Here is an 18542-nt window from a genome sequence, read left to right as displayed (position 1 = left end):
CGTACACATGGAGCGCAATACGCGTCAGCGCACCGCGATACTCGGCGCCATCGAAGCGGCCGGCCGGCCGCTTTCGCCGGCCGAACTGCACGCGCTGGCGCGCAGCGAAGCACCAGCGCTCGGGCTCGCGACTGTGTATCGCAACATCAAGCTGCTGCTCGAAGAAGGCCGCATCCGCGAAGTCAGCCTGCCGGGCGAAGCGCCGCGTTACGAGGTGGCCCACCTTGGCCACCATCATCACTTCAAGTGCCTGCAGTGCGACCGCGTGTTCGACATCGCCGAATGCCACACCGACTGGAATGCACTGGCGCCCGCCGGTTTCTCGGTCGAGGCGCACGACGTGACGCTGTTCGGCCGCTGCAGCGCGTGCAGCGGAAAAGGAAATGCGGACGGTGCGCCCTCAGCCGGGCACACGCATCCGCACGACCACGATCACACGCACTGACGGCGACGGCCGAGCGCGCCCACCAGTCCGACGCCGGCGAGCAGCATCGCCCACGTTGCGGGTTCCGGAACCGGCGCCATCAGCGCGCCGACCGCGTCTTCGAATGCCGCTTCTTCCAGCCCGTTGTTGAATGCGATGTAGAACGGCGACGACGCCAGCACGCCGTTCGCTTCGAGCTGCAGCGTGATCAGGTAGGCACCGGCCAGCGCGCGGTCCGTGCCGCCGATCGAGAAGTCCAGGTGCGAGTGGATGTCGCCGGCGCCGGACACCTGGGCGATGGCCCCCGCCGGATCGGTGACCGCGCCGTAGCCGAATGAAGTGATCGTACCCAGCACGTCCTCGATCGACACGAAAACCGACGGACCGCTGCTCGTCCACATCGAACCGTTCCACGACTGCAGCACGCCCAGGCCGCGGTAGCCGACGACCCGCCCGACGTCGAGCGCGCCCTCTTCCGCAACGAAGCCCGGGTCGTCGGTCTTGAACAGGCCGCCGCTGAAGTCGCGGAAATCCGCTTCGAACAGGCGGTAACCATTGGCGGCAATCTGCGCCAGCCCTTCGGGGTCCACCACCAGTGCGCCCGCCGCCATGCCGACCTCGATATCGCCGGCGTGATCGGCGGCCTGCGCGGTCACGCCGAGCTGTATTGAGAGAAAGGCGGTCATGCCGAGCGCACGCAGCGCAGAACCGGGTCCGGAATGTTTCATCGCTTGCTCCTTGGTGAGGACGGAATGGGATAGGACATCTCCGTTAACGATAACGCGATACTATTAGCAATAGCAATCATCGCCCCTCCCGCTGCAGCATGTCCTCTCGATCCGTCCGTCCTCGCCCGAAGGCGATCCGGCCTCCCGGCCTCGTCGTACGCCTGTCCATACTTGTGCTCTCCGCGTGCTGCCGCTGCGCGCAAGCGCAGGACGTCGCCGACAGCCCCGACGCCATCGAACTGCCCGCCATCCGCGTCGAGGACAGCCGAACGCCGGACGGAGCGAACGAAGCGGGCGCGTCCACACTGCGCGGCGAGGCGCTGCGCAACCGCAAGGGCGCAACGCTGGGCGAAACCGTGGGCGACGAAGCCGGCGTGCACAACGCCTCCTTCGGCACCGGCGTCGGCCTGCCCGTCATCCGTGGCCTCAGCGGTGCGCGGGTGAAGGTACTGAGCAACGGCGGCGGCACGCACGACGCGACCACCTTCAGCCCCGATCACGCATCGACCGCCGATACAGCCGTGGCGGATTCGGTGCGCATCCTGCGCGGCCCGGCCACCATCCGCTACGGCGGCGGCGCCATCGGCGGCGTGGTCAACGTGGCTGACGAACGCATCCCGACGCGCCTGCCGCAGAAGGCGCTCAGCGGCGCAGTCAACCTCGGCTACAACACGAACGCCTCGGAACGGATCAGTTCGCTGCGTCTCGACGGCGGCCGCGGCCCGTTCGCACTGCACGCCTCAGCCAGCAGCCGCGATCGCGGCGACGCCCGCATCGCCGGCTGCGCCGTCAACGACGACGCCGTACAACAGCAGTTCGGCCTGATCAACACGCGCAACAGCTGCGGGCGGCTGTACAACAGCGATGCGCGTGCCGCCGCCGGCACGCTGGGCGGCAGCGTGTTCATCGGCAACGCGCTGCTGGGCGCCGCCGTGAATAACGCGTCGAACGACTACGGCATTCCACCCGCCCCCGGCCACTCGCACGGCGGCGACGACCGGGTGCGCATCGTGATGGACAACCGCCGCGTCAACACCCGTGCCGAGTGGCTGGGCGAAGGCTGGCTGCAGTCGCTGCGCTACACCGGCGCGCACGTCGATTACCGACACGACGAAGTCGATCAGGGCGCCGTCGCCACCACCTTCCGCAACAAGGCGATCGAGCAGCGCATCCAACTGGAGCACGCCTTCGGCGAACACCTCGGCGGCACGGTCGGCGTGCACCACACGCGGCGCGACTTCTCGGCGCTCGGCGCCGAAGCTTTCATTCCGCAGACCTCGATGCGCAGCTCCGCGCTCTACGCAACGCAGCATGTCGACATCGCCAGCCTGCGCTTCGAACTGGGCTGGCGCGGCGAAATGACGCGCATGGAAGCCGGCGACCGCGAACTGGCCGGCGGCTTCGCGGTGAGCTTTCCGCGGCGCCACATCAACGCGCAGAGCACTTCCGCGTCGCTGCGCTGGCAGGCTGCCGATGCGCTGAGTTTCACTGTCAGCGCCGCACACGCCGAACGCGCGCCCGAAATCCACGAGCTCTACTCGCTGGGCGCCCACCTCGCCACCCGCACCTACGATCTGGGCGACCCCAGCCTGAACAAGGAGGGCGCGCGCTCGATCGACCTGTCGGCGCTGTACGAGGATGCGCGACTGCGCGCCGCGGTCAGCGTCTATGCCAACGACGTCAGCAACTACATCTTCCAGCGCAGCGAGGCCTTCTTCTACGACACCGCCGAAGAGCAGTTCCGCTTCGCCTGCGTCCGCCTGGAAGAGTGTCTGCAGGTGGTTCAGTACGCGCAGAGCCGCGCCAAGCTGCGGGGCTTCGAGGCGGAACTGGCGTTGAAGTGGGCAGCCAGCCGCTTGGGCGATGTCGAGTGGTCGGTCTTCGCCGACGCCTTGCGCGCCCGGCTGCCGACGCTCGACGAGGACGTACCGCGCATGCCGCCGCTGCGCTTCGGCACACAGCTGGCGGTAAGCAAGGGGGCGTGGTCGGGGCGGGTGCGCGTCACGCGACAGGCGGCGCAAGACAGGCCAGGCGCCAACGAAACCGCCAGCGACGGCTACACCCTGGTCAGCGCCAACCTGAACCACGTGCGTCCGCTCGACGGCGGCCGCACGCTGACGCTGTACCTCAAGGCGCGCAATCTGCTCAATGCCGAAGCACGCAACCCGGTGTCCTTCCTGCGCAGTTTCTCGCCGGAGCCGGGGCGCAGCGCGGAAGCCGGCCTCAGTCTCAGCTTCTGACCCGACGCGCCAGCGAAGTCGTCAGCACGAGACCGGCCACCATCAATGCCCAGCTCGACGGCTCGGGCACCGGCAGGCTGACGCGCGACATGAAGGCGGTTTCGTACTGCTCGGCACTGAGGCCGTAGTTGAACACCACGTGGAAAGGGTCGGAATCGACGTAGCGTCCGCGGCCACCTATCGACGTCGCGTCGGTCAGTTGCAGCGTCACCATGTAGGCGCTGGACGGTGCCGCGCCTTCGATGAACCAGTCCAGGTGCGCGTGAAAGCCGCCATTGGCGTTCGCGTCGTCTATCGTCGCCGCGACGGGGCCTTCGATGCCGGCGCCGGTAAACAGCGTGCCCTGCGAATAGAACTCGAAATTCGCCGCCGCACCCGGCGGTGCCAGGCGCGGATTGATCAGCGACTGGATGTAGGCGTTTGCCACGGCCGGCGGCACCGCGCCGTACAGGCGGATGCCGACGCCGTCATCGGCGGCCGACCACGCGCCGCTGGCCACATCCCACTGCAGCAGATTGCCGACCGCCTTGAAACCGATGAAATCGCGGGCGCCGCTGGCACCGGACAGGCTGCCCGGGAAAGCCTGGAAACCCGGATCGTCGGTGCTTTTCGGCCCGCCCTCGAAGTCGCCGAAGTCGCCCGGGAACACCATGTATCCGGTGTGAACATCGATCGGCAATTGATCGAACGGCAGGTCGCCGTAGGCCCCGACCGTGATCCTGCTGCCGGCCACCGGCCCCTGGTCGAGCCCGATGGCGACGTCGAAGTGGATGGCCTGTGCCGCGCCGACGTGGAAGGACAGCAGTGCTGCAGCAAGGTGCATGAAGCGTATGGGCGCGCGCATGAGAGGTCTCCCGATGATCAGCCTTTAATGATAATGCAATCTCCTTTACAAAAAGACCCAACCCCCTTATCTTTTGATATTCGATTATCAATAAAAGGGGAACACCTTGAAGATCCACATCCTGCTCGCCATCGCCGGCCTGATGTCCGGCGGCCTCGCACACGCCAGCGAACCGCTGCGCGCCGATGAAGGCATCGGCTTCTACATCGGCATCGACAGCCTGGCGACGATTGCCAGCGGCACCTATGCCGGCCTGGCCAATCCGAACTACGGCCGCCTCACCTATCTGATGGAGCACGGCAACCACTTCCACGGCATAGGCGCCTACAGCTATACCGGCAGCGCCGCCGCGCCGGTCATCAACGGCAGCAACGCCAACAACCGCATTCCGGAACTGTCGGCACGCATTTCGCCGCTGCCCGGCACGCTCGCGCTGAGCGCAGGCAGCGGCGATTTCACCGGCAAGCTGGTCAGCGGCGTGCTCGGCGACGGCGTCGCCCATCACGATTACAGCTACCTCGGCACGTCGTCCATCCAGTCGCTGGCCGATGGCGTGGCGGGCAGCGCCGAGGCGGTGCTGTACGCGAGCAGCGCCAACCGCTGGAACGCGCAGCTCGACGGCGTGCAGGTCGCGCTGAAGCTGGAGTACATCACGCCGGGTCTGAAGGTCGCCGCCAATGGCGACATGGATCTGTTCGACGGTGGCAATCTCTACCTGCTCGGCGACAGCAACGGCTTCGACTTCGTGCCGACCTTCTACACCGACGCGGCCGCGGCGGTCGGCACCTACACCGCGCAGTTCTCGCTGGTGAATCTGGGCAGCAATACCGCCGTGCGCGACGGCGGCACCTTCTACATCGACTTCGCCGTTGCGCCGCCGGTGCCTGAACCGGCGAGCTGGGCCATGCTGCTCGGCGGTCTGCTGATGCTGGGCACGGTCGCCGCGCGACGCGCGCGCTGAGGACGAGGCAGGCGGGCACGCCCCGCCTGCAAGCACCATGAACATTCGATTTCAGCCCCCTGCCCCCGCGACATCCTGTTCCCGTGCCGTCGGCGCCGGTACGCTGCCCGACCTGGCGCAGGTCTTCGATCCGGCCGTCAATCTGGTGCGTCTGCGGCGCCCGCTGCCGCCCGGCCTGACCGGCTACCTGGACGCCGCCCACGCCAGCGGCGCACTCGGCAGCGGACGGCACGCGGTGATCGACGCCGGCAGCCCGCTGCCCACCGGCACGCTGCCCGAACTGCCGGGGCGCGACATCGTCGATGCCGACGTGCAGTGTCTGTCCGAACTGCTGGCCGACCTCACTGGCTGTACGCGGGTCGGCGTGCGCATCGAAGTGCTGGACCGCGCCATGTGTCCGCGCTGGCACGTCAACCGCGTCGCCCTGCGCCTGCTCTGTACCTGGATCGGTCCGGCCACCGAATGGCTGGACGAGCGCTGCGCCGACCGCAGCCGCCTCGGCAGCGACGACGTGATGACCGACGCCAGCGGCATCGGCCGCGCTGCAGCCGGCGACATCGTGCTGCTCAAGGGTGAGCTGTGGCCAGACAACGCCGGCCGCGGCGTCATCCATCGCTCACCCCACCTCGAAGCAGCGCACCGGCTGCGCATCGTCGCCGCCTTCGACGCGGTGTTCTGAATACGGAAACCACACCACCATGAACGAACGACTTCCGGTCACCGTCCTGTCCGGCTTCCTCGGCGCCGGCAAGACCACCCTGCTCAACCACGTGCTGTCTAACACCGAAGGCCGCCGCGTCGCGGTCATCGTCAACGACATGTCGGAGGTGAACATCGATGCCCAGCTGGTGGCGCATGGCGCACAGCTGTCGCGTACCGACGCCCGCATGGTCGAAATGTCGAACGGCTGCATCTGCTGCACGCTGCGCGAAGACCTGCTGATCGAGGTATCGCGGCTGGCGCGCGAAGGCCGCTTCGACTATCTGCTGATCGAATCGACCGGCATTTCCGAGCCGCTGCCGGTGGCCGAAACCTTCACCTTCGAAGACGAGGACGGCAGCAGCCTGTCATCGGTGTCGCGGCTGGACACCATGGTGACCGTGGTCGATGCGTACAACTTCCTGCGCGACTATTCGAGCCAGGACATGATCGCCGAGCGCGGCGAATCGCTCGGCGACGAAGACCAGCGCACGGTGGTCAACCTGCTGGTCGACCAGGTCGAGTTCGCCGACGTGATCGTGCTGAACAAATGCGACCTGGTGAGCGATGCCGAACGCGAGCGACTGCTCGCCATCCTGCGCGCACTGAACCCGCGCGCCGACGTGATCGAATCGACCGAAGGCCGCGTGCCGCTGGACCGCATCCTCGACACCGGCCGCTTCGACTTCGACGCCGCCGCCGAAGCGCCGGGCTGGCTGCAGGAAATGCGCGGCACCCACGTGCCGGAATCCGACACCTACGGCATCCGCAGCTTCTCGTGGACCGAGCGCCGGCCCTTCCATCCGCAGCGCTTCTGGAATCTGATCCACGACGAATGGCCCGGCGTCATCCGCAGCAAGGGCTTCTTCTGGCTGGCCAGCCGCATGGACTTCGCCGGCGAATGGGCGCAGGCCGGCGGCATCTGCCGCAACCGCCCGGCCGGCCTGTGGTGGGCGGCGGTGGATCGCGCCAACTGGCCGACCGACCTCGACTACCTGAAGCAGATCGAAGCGCGCTGGCTGGCGCCCTTCGGCGACCGCCGGCAGGAACTGGTGTTCATCGGCATGGACATGGACGAGGCGTGGATACGCCAGCAGCTCGACGCCTGTCTGCTGACCGACGCCGAAATGGCCGCCGGCTCGTCCGCCTGGCGCGACCTGCCCGATCCTTTCGACCCGTGGTCGCTCGCTGCGGCCGACGACGAGCCGGAGCAAGGCACCTAGCGCGGCGTAGGCGGGGTCTCCGCCAGGCCCAGGCGCCGTTCGGTCACCCAGGGCACCAGGCCGACCTCGGAGGCGAGTTTCACCAGTTCGATGTCGGAGCTGACGTCGAGCTTGCGTCGCGCGGTGCTCAGCTTGTTGGCCACCGTCTTCGGGCTCAGGTTGAGCTGTTCGGCGATGGCGTCGATCGAGTGGCCGGACACCAGCAGGCGGCACATTTCGAATTCGCGCGGCGTCAGGTAACCGAACAGCTTGGATTCCGGCAGGTAGTGCGAGAAGGCCACGCTTTCCGCCACCTGCCGGCTCAGCACGCGCTTGCCGCGCGCCACCGACTGCACCGCGTCGACCAGCTGCTCGGCCGGGCTGTCCTTGGTCAGCACACCGAGCGCGCCGGCGTCCAGCGCCTGCTGCACCACCGTCGGGTGCGAGCACATCGTGAACATGAGCACCTTGGCCTGTTCGTCGAAGGCGACGATGCGCCGCGTGGCTTCGATGCCGCTGGAGCCGGGCAACATGATGTCCATCACCACCACGTCCGGCGCGTGCTTGCGATAGGCGGCATAGGCCTCGTCGGCGGTGCCGGCTTCGGCCGCCACCAGCAGCGCCTCGTTCATCTCCAGCAGCGCGCGGTAACCGGTGCGCACTACCGCGTGGTCGTCGACCAGAAGGATGCGGGTCTGTCGGTTGTTCATGCGGTGATCTCCTGTTCGTTGCGTGCGAAGGGCAGCCGCACGGTGACGCGCCAGCCGCCGCCGGTAGCCGGGCCGGCGCTGCAGACGCCGCCCAGCGCGAGCGCGCGTTCGCGCATGCCCAGCATGCCCAGCCCGGCGACGCCGGTCGGTATGCCGTGCGCACTGCCGTTGTCCCAGATGTCGAGCTTGAGCACGCGGCCATCACTGCCCTGCTCGGTGCTCACGCCGATCAGCAGGCGCGAGCAGTCGGAGTGCTTGAAAGCATTGGTGACCGCTTCCTGCACGATGCGGTAGGCGCTGGCCTCGACCGTCGGTCCGGCGTCGGCCGATTCGCCTTCGAGGTTGAGCACCAGTTCGAGCGGCCGCGGCGCCTGCGCGCTGCGCTGCTCGACCAGCTGGCGCAGCGCGTTGTACAGGCCGAGCGCGTCGATCTCGACCGGGTGCAGCGATTCCAGCTGCACGCGCACGCGGCCCAGCAGCTGCGCCAGATGTCCGCCCAGCGCCTCGGCGCTGCCGCGGTAACGAGCCAGTGCCGGCTCGTTCCGGCAGGCGGCCGACAGCACCGCGACATGCGGCTGCATGGCCACCATATAGGTGCTCATTTCGTCGTGCAGATCGCGCGCGATGGCGCGCCGCGTCTGCTCTTCCATCACCATGATCTTGCGCAGCAGCGCCGAGCGCTCGCGGCTCACTTCGGCCAGCGAATTGGCCATCCGGTTGAACGAGGCCGACAGTTCCGCCAGATCGGGCAGGCGGAAGGCCGGCAGGCGCGCGTCGAGGCGGCCCGATTCGATGTCGCGCAGCGCGGTGCGCAGCGCGTGCACCGGTTCCAGCGCGCGGCAGATGGCCCAGTACAGCAGCAGGCCGAGCAGCACGCTGTAGGCCACCGTCAGATAGCTCAGTCGCTTGAAGCCTTCCCACTTCTCGCGCATTTCGTCGGACGGCATCGGCGACACGCGATAGAAGCCGGCGATCTCGCCATTGAGCCGCCACGGCTTCATGCGCACTGTGCCGTCGGCCTGCACCGGCGCCTCGTCCGGCGCCGGCCAGCCACTGGCACCTCGGGTGTCGGACGAGGCGAGCACTCGACCGGCAAGGTCGAGCACGTCGATGCGCACGTGGCGGATGTCCTTCATGCGCTGCACGCGTTCGAGCAGCGAGTCGAGCATGGGCGAGCGGCCGTCGCCGGCGTTCAGCGGCATGTCCTCCGGCAGCAGCAGCAACACCAGCCGCGTACCCGACTCGATCTCCTCGACCGAGTCGCTGCGCCAGGCCTTGTAGTGCAGGAAGCCGTGCGTCAGCAGCAGCAGGCACATGAGCACAAGCACGATCAGCAGCAGGCGGTTCTTCAGTGTCATTCGGCAGGGATGGAAGTGCGGCGGGACGTCCGGCTTCAGGGGTGCCGGAGCCGACGATGGTAGCGCCGGAGCCGAGGGACAAAATCCCCTCGTTGCAATGCGCCGCGCACCGCAATCGCTGCACTGCACATTCCTATAGTTCGCTCGACCGCAGCGCTGGCCGACTGTCAACGACAGCGTCCGCGGTTGCGATCTCCGGGCCCGCAGGTCTGTTCTGGTCCGGCTCCCGGATCGCATGAAAGCGAATGCGCGTATCCCCACGCGCCCCACCCAAGGAGGAGAAAACCGCTATGTCACTGAAAAGAGCAACCGGCCGGACCGGTCTGCACAAGAAACGTCTGAGCCGCGCCGTCGCCACCGCGATCGCCGGTTTCGCGCTGGCGTCCGCATCGGGTGCCGCGCTCGCCAACGCCGAGCTGATCAAGCTGTCGCAGGACGATCGTCAGTGGGTCATGCAGGGCAAGGACTACGACCACAGCCACTACAGCGGCCTGAAGCAGATCAACCGCAGCAACGTGAAGAACCTGAAGGCCGCGTGGACCTTCTCGACCGGTGTGCTGCACGGCCACGAGGGTGGTCCGCTGGTGGTGAACGGCATCATGTATATCCACACGCCCTTCCCGAACATCACCTACGCGATCGATCTCGACAACCCGAACAAGATCCTGTGGGAACACAAGCCGAAGCAGGACGCATCGGTCCGCGCAGTCGCCTGCTGCGACGTCGTGAACCGCGGTCTGGCCTACGGCGACGGTAAGATCTTCAAGACCCAGCTCGACGGCCACATCGTTGCGCTGGACGCCAAGACCGGCAAGGAACTGTGGAAGATGGAGAACTCCGACCCGAAGGTCGGCTCCACGCTGACGCAGGCACCGATGGTGGTCGAGGACATGGTCATCGTCGGTTCGTCGGGTGCGGAGCTGGGTGTGCGCGGCTACGTCACCGCCTACCGCATCAAGGACGGCAAGCAGGTCTGGCGCGCCTACGCCACCGGCCCGGACGAGGACATCCTGCTGGCTGACGACTTCAACATGGCGAACCCGCACTACGGTCAGAAGGGCCTCGGCACCTCGACCTGGGAAGGCGACGCATGGAAGATCGGCGGCGGCACCAACTGGGGCTGGTACGCCTACGACCCGGAACTGAAGCTGATGTACTACGGCTCGGGCAACCCGGCACCGTGGAACGAAACCATGCGCCCGGGCGACAACAAGTGGACGATGGCCATCTGGGGTCGCGACGTGAAGACCGGCAAGGCCAAGTTCGCCTTCCAGAAGACGCCGCATGACGAGTGGGACTACGCCGGCGTGAACTGGATCGGCCTGTCCGACCAGGTGGTCAACGGCAAGAAGCAGAAGCTGCTGACCCACCCGGACCGCAACGGCATCGTCTACACCCTGAACCGCGAGAACGGCAACCTCGTTCGCGCCGACAAGATCGATCCGTCGGTGAACGTGTTCAAGGGCTACGACATGAAGAAGGGCGTGCCCATCCGCGACCCCGAGTACTCGACCCGCATGGACCACCTGGCCAAGGGCATCTGCCCGTCCGCCATGGGCTACCACAACCAGGGCCACGATTCGATCGACAAGAAGCGCGAACTGGTCATGCTCGGCACCAACATGATCTGCATGGACTGGGAGCCGTTCATGCTGCCCTACCGCGCAGGTCAGTTCTTCGTCGGCGCCACGCTGAACATGTACGCCACCCCGGGCAACAACGGCAACATGGGTCAGGTCAAGGCCTACGACGTCAAGACGTCGAAGTTCAAGTGGGTCAAGGACGAGAAGTTCTCGGTCTGGGGCGGCACCACGAGCACCGCGGGTGACCTCGTCTTCTACGGCACGCTGGACGGCATGATCAAGGCGGTCAACGCCGACAACGGCAAGACGCTGTGGGAATTCAAGCTCCCGTCCGGCGTCATCGGCCACCCGGTCACCTATGAGCACAAGGGCAAGCAGTACGTCGCCATCTACTACGGTGTGGGCGGCTGGCCCGGCGTCGGCCTCGTGTTCGACCTGACCGACCCGACCGCAGGTCTCGGTGCAGTGGGCGCCTTCAAGGAGCTCCAGCAGTACACCAAGATGGGCGGCGGCGTGATGGTGTTCTCGCTGTAAGACGTACCGGGCATGGCGCCACGCGCCATGCCCGTTTCAGGCAGGAGATCCACGATGAAACAGACCCTCATTGCAGCGCTGCTGTGCGCGCTCGGCGGCGTCGCGCACGCCGCCGGCACGCTCAAGGTGTGCGCGGCCGACAACGAAATGCCCTACGCCAACGAGCGGGGCGAAGGATTCGAGGACCGCATCGCCGAAAAGCTGGCGGCGGCCATGGACATGAAACTGGAGCGCGTCGGCTTCAGCGACCCGCGCTACGTGGTGCGCGACCTGCTCGACAAGGGCAAGTGCGACGTCATGCTCGGCGTCGATGCGGGCGATCCCCGCGTCGCCACGACCCGCGCCTACTACCGTTCGAGCTATGTGTTCGTCACCCGCGCCGATTTCGGCCAGGAGGTGACCGGCTGGGACAGCCCGGCGCTGCAGACCGCGCACATCGGCGTCATACCCGGAACGCCGGCTGAAGTGATGCTGGTGCAGCTCGGCCGCTATGCCGACAGCTTCCGCTACATGATGTCGCTCGGCGGCAACAAGGCACCGCGCAACCGCTACGTGCGCTACGACAGCGAAAAGCTGATCCGCGACCTCGCTGCCGGCGAGATCGACGTCGCCGTGGCCTGGGCACCGTCGGTCGCCCGCTACATCAAGAGCGCAGCGACGCCGCTGAAGGTCACTCAGGTACCGGCACAGGCCACGAAGTCGAATGGCGAACCGGTGCATTTCCACTTCGACACCGCCATCGCCGTGCGCAAGGACGACCGCGCACTGCTGGCCCGCATCGAAGCCGCGCTCGCGCGCAGTCGCGACGACATCGAGGGCGTATTGCGCGCCGAAGGCATACAGATTCTGCCGCCGCACCCGGTGGCCGAAGGAAACAAGGACAGCAAGGGATGAAGTTTCAAGTCAGCAAACTGGTCGCGGCAACCCTGATGGGTGGCGCCATCGCCACGGCGATCGCCGCCGGCAGCCCGCCGCGCTTCTACAACATCATCGAAGGTTCGCCGCTCGACTTCTCCGGCAAGGAGGAAAGTCCCGCAGTGAAGTCCTTCAAACAGACGGGCATCAACCCCTACAACACCGACGCCGCCAAGATCGCCGAAGGCGAGTCGCTGTACTCGACCGCCTGCTCGGGCTGTCACGGCCACCACGCCGAGGGCAAGCTCGGCCCCGGCCTGGCCGACGACTACTGGACCTACCCGGCGAATGCCACCGACGCCGGCCTGTTCTCCAGCATCTACGGCGGTCTGCAGGGAATGATGGGGCCGCAGAGCGGGCACCTGTCGCAGGACGAAATCCTGGTGATCATGAGCTGGATCCGCTCGGTCTACAAGGGCGATCCGGCCAAGGCGCTGTGGAAGCAGGCGAACTGAGGAAGGCGAAGTTTTCGGCCCGGCCCCGTCCGGGTCGTCACGTGCAGCACCCACATCACAACCACGGAGGAATGACAATGAAGATCCGCACCGCAGCCCGTCTTGCAGCCACTTCCGCACTCCTGCTGCTGGCCGGCGGCGCCCACGCCTACGACGGCACCAAGTGCAAGGCGGCCGGCGACTGCTGGGAGCCGAAGCCGGGCTATCCGGCCAAGGTCGCCGGCTCCAAGTACGACCCGAAGCACGACGCCAAGGAACTGTCCAAGCAGGGCGACTCCATCAAACAGATGGAGGCGCGCAATGCCAAGCGCGTCGAGCAGCTCAACGCCACCGGCACCTTCAAGTACGACGTCAACTGATCGTCGCGTCTTCCCGGCCGGACGAGCTCCCTCTCGTCCGGCCGGGTTCCCGAAGGCCACGCGGAACGCGGCGTGCTGCGCGCCGTCCGTCACGCCTTCCCAGCCGCGCCTTCGCGGCCAACCCGATCTGGAATCCCGGATGCACTCCGAACCTGTTAACCTGTCGGCATGGCGGGTCCGTGCGCTCGACTTCGAGCGCCAGCTCAACGCGGTGCTGGTCGGCATGCCGCGCACCGTGCGACTGATGACCATCGCCGTGTTCGCCCGCGGCCACGTGCTGCTCGAAGGCGATGTCGGCGTCGGCAAGACCACGCTGCTGAAGGCGGTGGCGCGCGGCATCGGCGGCGCCTACCAGCGCATCGAAGGCACCGTGGACCTGATGCCCGGCGACCTCGTCTATCACACCTACGTCGGCGACGACGGCCGCCCGCGCGTCGAGCCGGGCCCGCTGATCGCGCAGGGCAGCGAACTGGCGGTGTTCTTCTTCAACGAGATCAACCGCGCCCGCCCGCAGGTGCATGCGCTGCTGCTGCGCCTGATGGCCGAACGCACGGTGAGTGCCTTCAACCGCGAATACACGCTGCCCTGGATGCAGGTATTCGCCGACCGCAACCGGGTCGAACGGGAAGAAACCTTCGAGCTGCCCTCGGCCGCCCGCGACCGCTTCCTGCTCGAAGTGTCGGTCGAAGCGCCGGACGCGCGCGACCAGCTGCGCGGCCTGATGTTCGACACCCGCTTCCACGACGCCGACGCGCTGATCTCCAGCGTCGAACCCGGCATGCTGGACCACACGCGACTGAACGACGTCGCACAGTCCATCCAGGACACCGTGCAGTCCAGCCCGGCGCTCGACGACTACGGCGTCAACCTCTGGCTGGCAACGCGCCAGCCAGCACAGTACGGCGTGCAGCTGTCCGACGTCAACATCGACCAGTTCATCCTGTCCGGTGCCAGCCCGCGTGGCGTCGCCATGCTGGCACGCGCCGCCCGCGTGCACGCCTGGCTCGAAGGCCGCGACCGCCTGGTGCCGGAAGACCTGCACGCGGTGTTCTTCGAGGCCATTGCGCACCGCCTGTGTCTGAACCCGGTGTACGAGACGCAGCGCCCGCTGTACGCCCGCCCCTTCGTCACCGAGGTGCTGCGCCAGGTCGCCTCGCCATGACAGCGTCCGCGCTCGCTTACGCGCTGCGCTGGCGAAGTCGCGCGGTCACGCCGGGCGCGCACCGCGGCATGCTGTCCGGCCCGGGGCACGACTTCGAACGCAGCGTGCCGCTGACCGGCAACCGCGACGCGCGCCGGCTCGACCTGCGGGCGACGCTGCGCGACCCTTCGGAGCGCGTGTGGGTGCGGCTGTTCCGGCAGCAGGCCGTGGTGCCGGTGGTGGTGCTGGTCAACGTGTCGCGCTCGATGGACTACCGCGGCGCGACGCACCGGCATGCGCTCGCCGCCGAACTCGCCGAGGCGATTGCGCACGCCGCCTGGCGCATCGGCGATCCGTTCGCACTGATCGCCTGCGACCACCGCATCCGTGCGGAACTGGCGCTGCCACCCTGCCGCAGCGCCGCCGGCGCGCGCGCCGCGCTCGCCCGTCTGCGCGCGCACGTGCCGGATGGCGACGACAACAGCGCACTGCTCAAAGCCGCCCCGCTGCTGCCGCGCCGGCGCTCGCTGGTATTCCTGCTCACCGACGGCCACATGCCGGACGAGCGCCTGAACCGCGTGCTCGGCAGTCTCGCCCGCCACGACGTGGTCACCGTGGTACTCGGCGACAGCCGCGAACAGCACGCGTCTGCGCGCTGGGGCATCGCTCGCCTGCGCGACCTGGAGAGCGGCGCCGAGCGACTGCTGCTGCAGCGCCCGGCCCTCGCCCGCGCCTTCGACGAGGCGCAGGCGGCGCGGCGCGAACGGCTGCGCCATATCGCGCTGCGCCATGGACGCCCGCCGCTGTTCATCGACGATCGCATCGATCCGGTGCAGTTCAACCGCTACTTCCTGCAGACATGAAACGGTCCTCCGTCCCTGCACTTCTTTCCTTGCTGCTGTGCCTGTACGCCCTGCCGGCGATGGCGACGGTGACGCTGAAGCAGATCGAATGGCCGCGCAACTTCGGCTACCGCATCGGCGACACGCTGCCGGTCGCACTGACGCTGAGCGTGCCGCCCGGCTGGGCACCCGACCGCGACGGTCTGCCGGAGCCGGGCCAGGGCGACCGCCAGTTCGAACTGCGCAGCCTCACCCTCGCCGACGCGCCCGGGCGCTGTGCCGACTGCCGCGTCTACACGCTGGAATGGCAACTGATGAAGAGCGTGCGCGCGCCGCAGACGCTGCGCCTGTCTCCCACCGTGCTGCGTTTCCGCAAGGACAACGCGGTGGCCGAGATCAAGGTGCCCGCCTTCGACTTGAGCACGGCGCCGCTGCTGCACTGGGCGTCGAAGAAGGACATTGTCAGCAGCGTGCATCCGGGTTACCGCGCCACCGCCTTCGACAGCGGCGCACCGCTCGCGCGTGCGCTGGGCTGGGCCGGTGCTGCGGCGGCACTGCTGCTGGCCGCGCTGTGGGTGGCCGGCCGGCTGGGCGCGCAACGCGCGCGCCCGTTCGCCCGCGCCTGGCGCAGCGTGCGCGCGCTGCGCGGCCGCGACGACGCGGAAGCGCTCGAACAGGCCTTCCGCGCGCTGCACCATGCGTGCAACGAAAGTGCCGGGCAGACCGTATTCGCGTCCACGCTGCCGGACTTCATCGCCGCCCACCCGGCCTTCGCCGACCAGGCACCGGCGCTGGAAGCGGCCTTCGCCGCCTCGCGCGCCTGCTTCTATGGCTTGCCGGCCGACCCGCGCTACACGCAGCCCGACGCGCTGCTGCCGCTGCTGGCGGCACTGCGCGACCGCGAGCGGCTCAGCATACGTCGGCGTCCGGTCAGCCCGTCCGCCGTCGTCGAAGCGGCGTGAGCGCAGCATGATGTCCTTGGATCATCCGCACTGGCTGTGGGCTGCGCTGCTGGCGCTGCTGCCGCTGCTGTGGCACGGCCAGCGCACGCTGCCGCACGGCTGGCTGCTTGGCGTGCCGGCCGATCCGGCGTCGCGCGCACTGGCCGTCTCGCTGCGCCTGCTGGGCGCACTGGCGGTGCTCGGCAGCGTGATTGCGCTGGCCGGTCCGCACCGTCAGGGCGAAGACGTCGAGCGCGTCGGCACCGGCGCCCACGTCGTCATCACGCTGGACCGCAGCGCCAGCATGAGCGATGGCTTCGCCGGTCGTGGCGCGCAGCAGGGCGACGAAGCCAAGGGCCGCGCCGCCGCCCGCCTGCTCGAAGACTTCGTGCGCGAGCGTCCGCGCGACCTGTTCGGCGTGGTGTCCTTCAGCACGGCGCCGGTGCATGGCCTCGAACTGACCGCCGACCACGACGCGGTGCGCGCCGCGATACGCGCGTCGGCCGCGCCCGGCGTCGGGCTGACCAATATCGCCGCCGGCCTGACGATGTCGCTCGAGCAGTTCCGCGACAAGCCGGTGACCGGCTCGCGCGTGGTGCTGCTGGTGTCCGACGGCGCCGCGCAGATCGACGTGCGCAAGCAGAACCAGATCCGCCGCCTGTTCGCCGAGAACCGCAGCGCGCTGTACTGGATCTTCCTGCGCACCGCCGGCGGCCGCGGCCCGTCCGACCCGCCGGACCCGGAAGCCGGCTTCGATCCGGCACCGGAGTACTTCCTGAACGAGTACTTCCGCGACCTCGGCGTGCCCTACCGGCTGTACGAAGCCGACACGCCGGACGCGCTCGCCCGCGCCATCGCCGACGTCGCCCGTCTGCAGAACCAGCCGCTGCGCTACCGCGAAACACCGCCGCGGCAGGACCTCGGCGGACTGTTCATCGGCATCGCCTTCGCCTGCAGCCTGCTGTTGCTGGCCGCCCGCACTTTCGAGGTTCCCGCATGGTCCCGCTGATGTCGCCGTCCGCACTCCTTCACCTGCTGCGCCGCCGCTCGGCCGCACTGCTCTACCTGCTGGCCGCACTCGCCGCGGCCGCCAGCCTGCACGCACTGTGGCAGGGCTGGCGGGCGCACGATGCCAACCGGCAGATGCGCGACGGCGTGGCCGACGCCGGCGCGCCACCGATGGTGCTGTTCGCCCGCGCCGTGGCGCTGGACCGGAAGCGCGATAACGACGCGGCACTGGCCGCCTACAGCGAAGCCGAGGCACAGGCCGAACTGCGCGGCGATCCGCTGCTGGCGCGTGCCGCCCGGGTCAATGCCGCCAACATCTATCTGCGGCGAGCGATCGAGGTGGCCACCGGCGAAGGTGCGGCTGCGCGCGCCATCACCCTGGTCGAACTGGCCAAGACCGGCTACCGCCGTGCGCTGCGCGAACAGCCGGAGGACTGGGGCACGCGCTACAACTTCGAACTGGCGCAGGTGCTGGTACCCGACTACGAAGTGCGCAACTGGCGCAAGGACGGCAAGGAAACCAAGGTCGATGACGACGCGCTGCCGGACAAGGCGGCGTGGACCGAAATGGTCGGCGCACCGCGAGGCATGCATTGAAGGTCGCCGACACCCTGCGCGGGCGCGGTGCGCGCTTCTGGCTGCTCGCCGCGGCCAGTGCCTGTCTTGGCGTGGCGCTGTTCGATCCGGCGGTGCAGGTCGAACGGCGCGTCGGCACCTACATGATGGTGTTCGACATCACGCAGAGCATGAACACCCGCGACGTCGGCCCGGCCGACGCCCGCATCGGCCGGCTGGACCACGCGAAGCAGCTGGCCATCGCCACACTCGACCGTCTGCCCTGCGGCACGCAGGTGGGCGTATCCATTTTCGTCGAGCGGCGCACGCAACCACTGCTGATGCCGGTCAACGTCTGCATCGACCGCGCCGCGCTGAACGACGCCATCGGCCACATCGACTGGCGCATGGCCTGGGCCGCCGACAGTCATCTGTACTACGGCACCTATTCCGCACTCGACGACATCCGCCGGATGACGCCGGGCGCCGCCCTCGCCTTCTTCACCGACGGCCACCAGGCGCCGGCGCTGCACCCGGGCCGCATTCCGGCCTGGGATGGCGAACCGGGCGAGGTGCCGGGCGTGCTGTTCGGGGTCGGCGGCGAGCAGCCGGAACCGGTACCCAAGCTGGGCGAGAAGGGCCGCATCGACGGCTACTGGACCGCCGAAGACACCGCCGGCTTCGCCAGCGCGGGCGCACCGACGCTGTCGGTGCTCGACATGGAAAAGCTGGGCGGCGACCTGCGCAACGCACCACAGCGCGCGCCCGGCTCCGACAACGACCACCTGTCGCTGCGCCGCGACGACGTGCTCGAAGACCTCGCCCAGCGCACCGGTCTCGGCGTCGCGGTCGCCCGCTCGCCGGAGCAGATCGCCGCGCAGTTGCGCGCGCTGCCCGGCGGCCGGGTCGCCGACACCCGCTTCGCGCTGCGGCCGCTGCTCGCGCTGGCCGGCCTCGCCGCGCTGCTTGCCAGCCTCGCACCGGCGCCGTCCGCCGTCCGCCGCCGCGCCCACCGATTGTTCACCTTCAGGAGTGCCTGATCC

The 18542-nt window shown here is 68.3% G+C and carries 19 protein-coding genes; 15 read left to right on the top strand and 4 right to left on the bottom strand.

What is annotated here, in order from left to right; genetic code table 11:
- Nucleotides 1–7 precede the first annotated feature (7 nt).
- The gene (locus ACQ66H_RS06840) at nucleotides 8–445 is read left to right on the top strand and encodes a Fur family transcriptional regulator (RefSeq protein WP_430433361.1); all 438 of its coding nucleotides are present in this window, start codon (nucleotides 8–10) and stop codon (nucleotides 443–445) included.
- Here ACQ66H_RS06840 and ACQ66H_RS06835 read toward each other — a convergent pair.
- On the bottom strand, nucleotides 433–1152 hold the full coding sequence (locus tag ACQ66H_RS06835; protein ID WP_430433360.1) for a PEPxxWA-CTERM sorting domain-containing protein: 720 nt from the start codon (nucleotides 1150–1152) through the stop codon (nucleotides 433–435). The two genes, ACQ66H_RS06840 and ACQ66H_RS06835, sit on opposite strands and share 13 nt — an antisense overlap.
- 173 nt (nucleotides 1153–1325) lie before the next feature.
- Here ACQ66H_RS06835 and ACQ66H_RS06830 point away from each other — a divergent pair, with 173 nt between their 5' ends.
- Nucleotides 1326–3392: a TonB-dependent receptor gene (locus tag ACQ66H_RS06830; protein ID WP_430433359.1), complete on the top strand. Its 2067-nt coding sequence runs from the start codon at nucleotides 1326–1328 to the stop codon at nucleotides 3390–3392.
- Here ACQ66H_RS06830 and ACQ66H_RS06825 read toward each other — a convergent pair.
- A complete protein-coding gene (locus tag ACQ66H_RS06825; RefSeq protein ID WP_430433358.1) occupies nucleotides 3382–4236 on the bottom strand; it encodes a PEP-CTERM sorting domain-containing protein in 855 nt (284 codons plus the stop codon). The two genes, ACQ66H_RS06830 and ACQ66H_RS06825, sit on opposite strands and share 11 nt — an antisense overlap.
- A gap of 106 nt (nucleotides 4237–4342) precedes the next feature.
- Between ACQ66H_RS06825 and ACQ66H_RS06820 the strand changes: the two genes are divergently transcribed.
- The 3 genes from ACQ66H_RS06820 to zigA are packed head-to-tail and all read left to right on the top strand — an operon-like array spanning nucleotide 4343 to nucleotide 7119.
- Complete coding sequence (locus ACQ66H_RS06820) at nucleotides 4343–5197, top strand: all3515 family Zur-repressed PEP-CTERM protein (RefSeq protein WP_430433357.1); 855 nt, start codon at nucleotides 4343–4345, stop codon at nucleotides 5195–5197.
- Nucleotides 5198–5234: 37 nt separating this feature from the next.
- On the top strand, nucleotides 5235–5876 hold the full coding sequence (locus ACQ66H_RS06815) for a DUF1826 domain-containing protein (protein WP_430433356.1): 642 nt from the start codon (nucleotides 5235–5237) through the stop codon (nucleotides 5874–5876).
- A 19-nt stretch (nucleotides 5877–5895) separates the two neighbouring features.
- Complete coding sequence (zigA, locus tag ACQ66H_RS06810) at nucleotides 5896–7119, top strand: zinc metallochaperone GTPase ZigA (protein ID WP_430433355.1); 1224 nt, start codon at nucleotides 5896–5898, stop codon at nucleotides 7117–7119.
- Here the strand turns inward: zigA and ACQ66H_RS06805 are convergent.
- Both ACQ66H_RS06805 and ACQ66H_RS06800 read right to left on the bottom strand, forming a co-directional pair.
- Entirely contained in the window at nucleotides 7116–7808 is a 693-nt protein-coding gene (locus ACQ66H_RS06805) for a response regulator (protein WP_430433354.1), read from the bottom strand. The two genes, zigA and ACQ66H_RS06805, sit on opposite strands and share 4 nt — an antisense overlap.
- Nucleotides 7805–9166 (bottom strand): ATP-binding protein, encoded by a 1362-nt coding sequence (locus ACQ66H_RS06800; RefSeq protein WP_430433353.1) that lies wholly within the window; start codon nucleotides 9164–9166, stop codon nucleotides 7805–7807. Before ACQ66H_RS06800 ends, ACQ66H_RS06805 begins: the two co-directional genes overlap by 4 nt.
- Nucleotides 9167–9456: 290 nt before the next feature.
- On the opposite strand from ACQ66H_RS06800, the gene ACQ66H_RS06795 reads away from it, so the two are divergent.
- From ACQ66H_RS06795 to ACQ66H_RS06750, 10 genes are all read left to right on the top strand, one after another.
- Complete coding sequence (locus ACQ66H_RS06795; RefSeq protein WP_430433352.1) at nucleotides 9457–11283, top strand: methanol/ethanol family PQQ-dependent dehydrogenase; 1827 nt, start codon at nucleotides 9457–9459, stop codon at nucleotides 11281–11283.
- Between the two features lie 54 nt (nucleotides 11284–11337).
- Nucleotides 11338–12177: a methanol oxidation system protein MoxJ gene (moxJ, locus tag ACQ66H_RS06790; protein WP_430433351.1), complete on the top strand. Its 840-nt coding sequence runs from the start codon at nucleotides 11338–11340 to the stop codon at nucleotides 12175–12177.
- Nucleotides 12174–12653, top strand: a complete 480-nt coding sequence (gene moxG, locus ACQ66H_RS06785) for a cytochrome c(L), periplasmic (protein WP_425762499.1) — start codon at nucleotides 12174–12176, stop codon at nucleotides 12651–12653. The genes moxJ and moxG overlap by 4 nt, the downstream gene beginning before the upstream one ends.
- 77 nt (nucleotides 12654–12730) lie before the next feature.
- Nucleotides 12731–13012, top strand: coding sequence for a methanol dehydrogenase (locus ACQ66H_RS06780; RefSeq protein WP_304000921.1), 282 nt, complete (start codon nucleotides 12731–12733; stop codon nucleotides 13010–13012).
- A 139-nt stretch (nucleotides 13013–13151) separates the two neighbouring features.
- Entirely contained in the window at nucleotides 13152–14174 is a 1023-nt protein-coding gene (locus tag ACQ66H_RS06775) for an AAA family ATPase (protein ID WP_430433350.1), read from the top strand.
- A complete protein-coding gene (locus ACQ66H_RS06770; protein WP_430433349.1) occupies nucleotides 14171–15016 on the top strand; it encodes a VWA domain-containing protein in 846 nt (281 codons plus the stop codon). Before ACQ66H_RS06775 ends, ACQ66H_RS06770 begins: the two co-directional genes overlap by 4 nt.
- Before the next feature lie 29 nt (nucleotides 15017–15045).
- Nucleotides 15046–15957, top strand: a complete 912-nt coding sequence (locus ACQ66H_RS06765; protein WP_430433348.1) for a hypothetical protein — start codon at nucleotides 15046–15048, stop codon at nucleotides 15955–15957.
- A 7-nt stretch (nucleotides 15958–15964) separates the two neighbouring features.
- Nucleotides 15965–16945, top strand: coding sequence for a vWA domain-containing protein (locus ACQ66H_RS06760; RefSeq protein ID WP_430433347.1), 981 nt, complete (start codon nucleotides 15965–15967; stop codon nucleotides 16943–16945).
- The gene (locus tag ACQ66H_RS06755) at nucleotides 16933–17541 is read left to right on the top strand and encodes a hypothetical protein (RefSeq protein WP_430433346.1); all 609 of its coding nucleotides are present in this window, start codon (nucleotides 16933–16935) and stop codon (nucleotides 17539–17541) included. The genes ACQ66H_RS06760 and ACQ66H_RS06755 overlap by 13 nt, the downstream gene beginning before the upstream one ends.
- Nucleotides 17538–18539 carry a hypothetical protein gene (locus ACQ66H_RS06750; protein WP_430433345.1) on the top strand — a complete coding sequence of 334 codons (1002 nt, stop codon included), beginning with the start codon at nucleotides 17538–17540 and terminating at the stop codon, nucleotides 18537–18539. The genes ACQ66H_RS06755 and ACQ66H_RS06750 overlap by 4 nt, the downstream gene beginning before the upstream one ends.
- Nucleotides 18540–18542 lie beyond the last annotated feature (3 nt).

This window comes from Methyloversatilis sp., assembly GCF_965284615.1.
GTDB lineage: Bacteria > Pseudomonadota > Gammaproteobacteria > Burkholderiales > Rhodocyclaceae > Methyloversatilis.
This window is presented reverse-complemented; position numbering and strand designations above follow the sequence as displayed.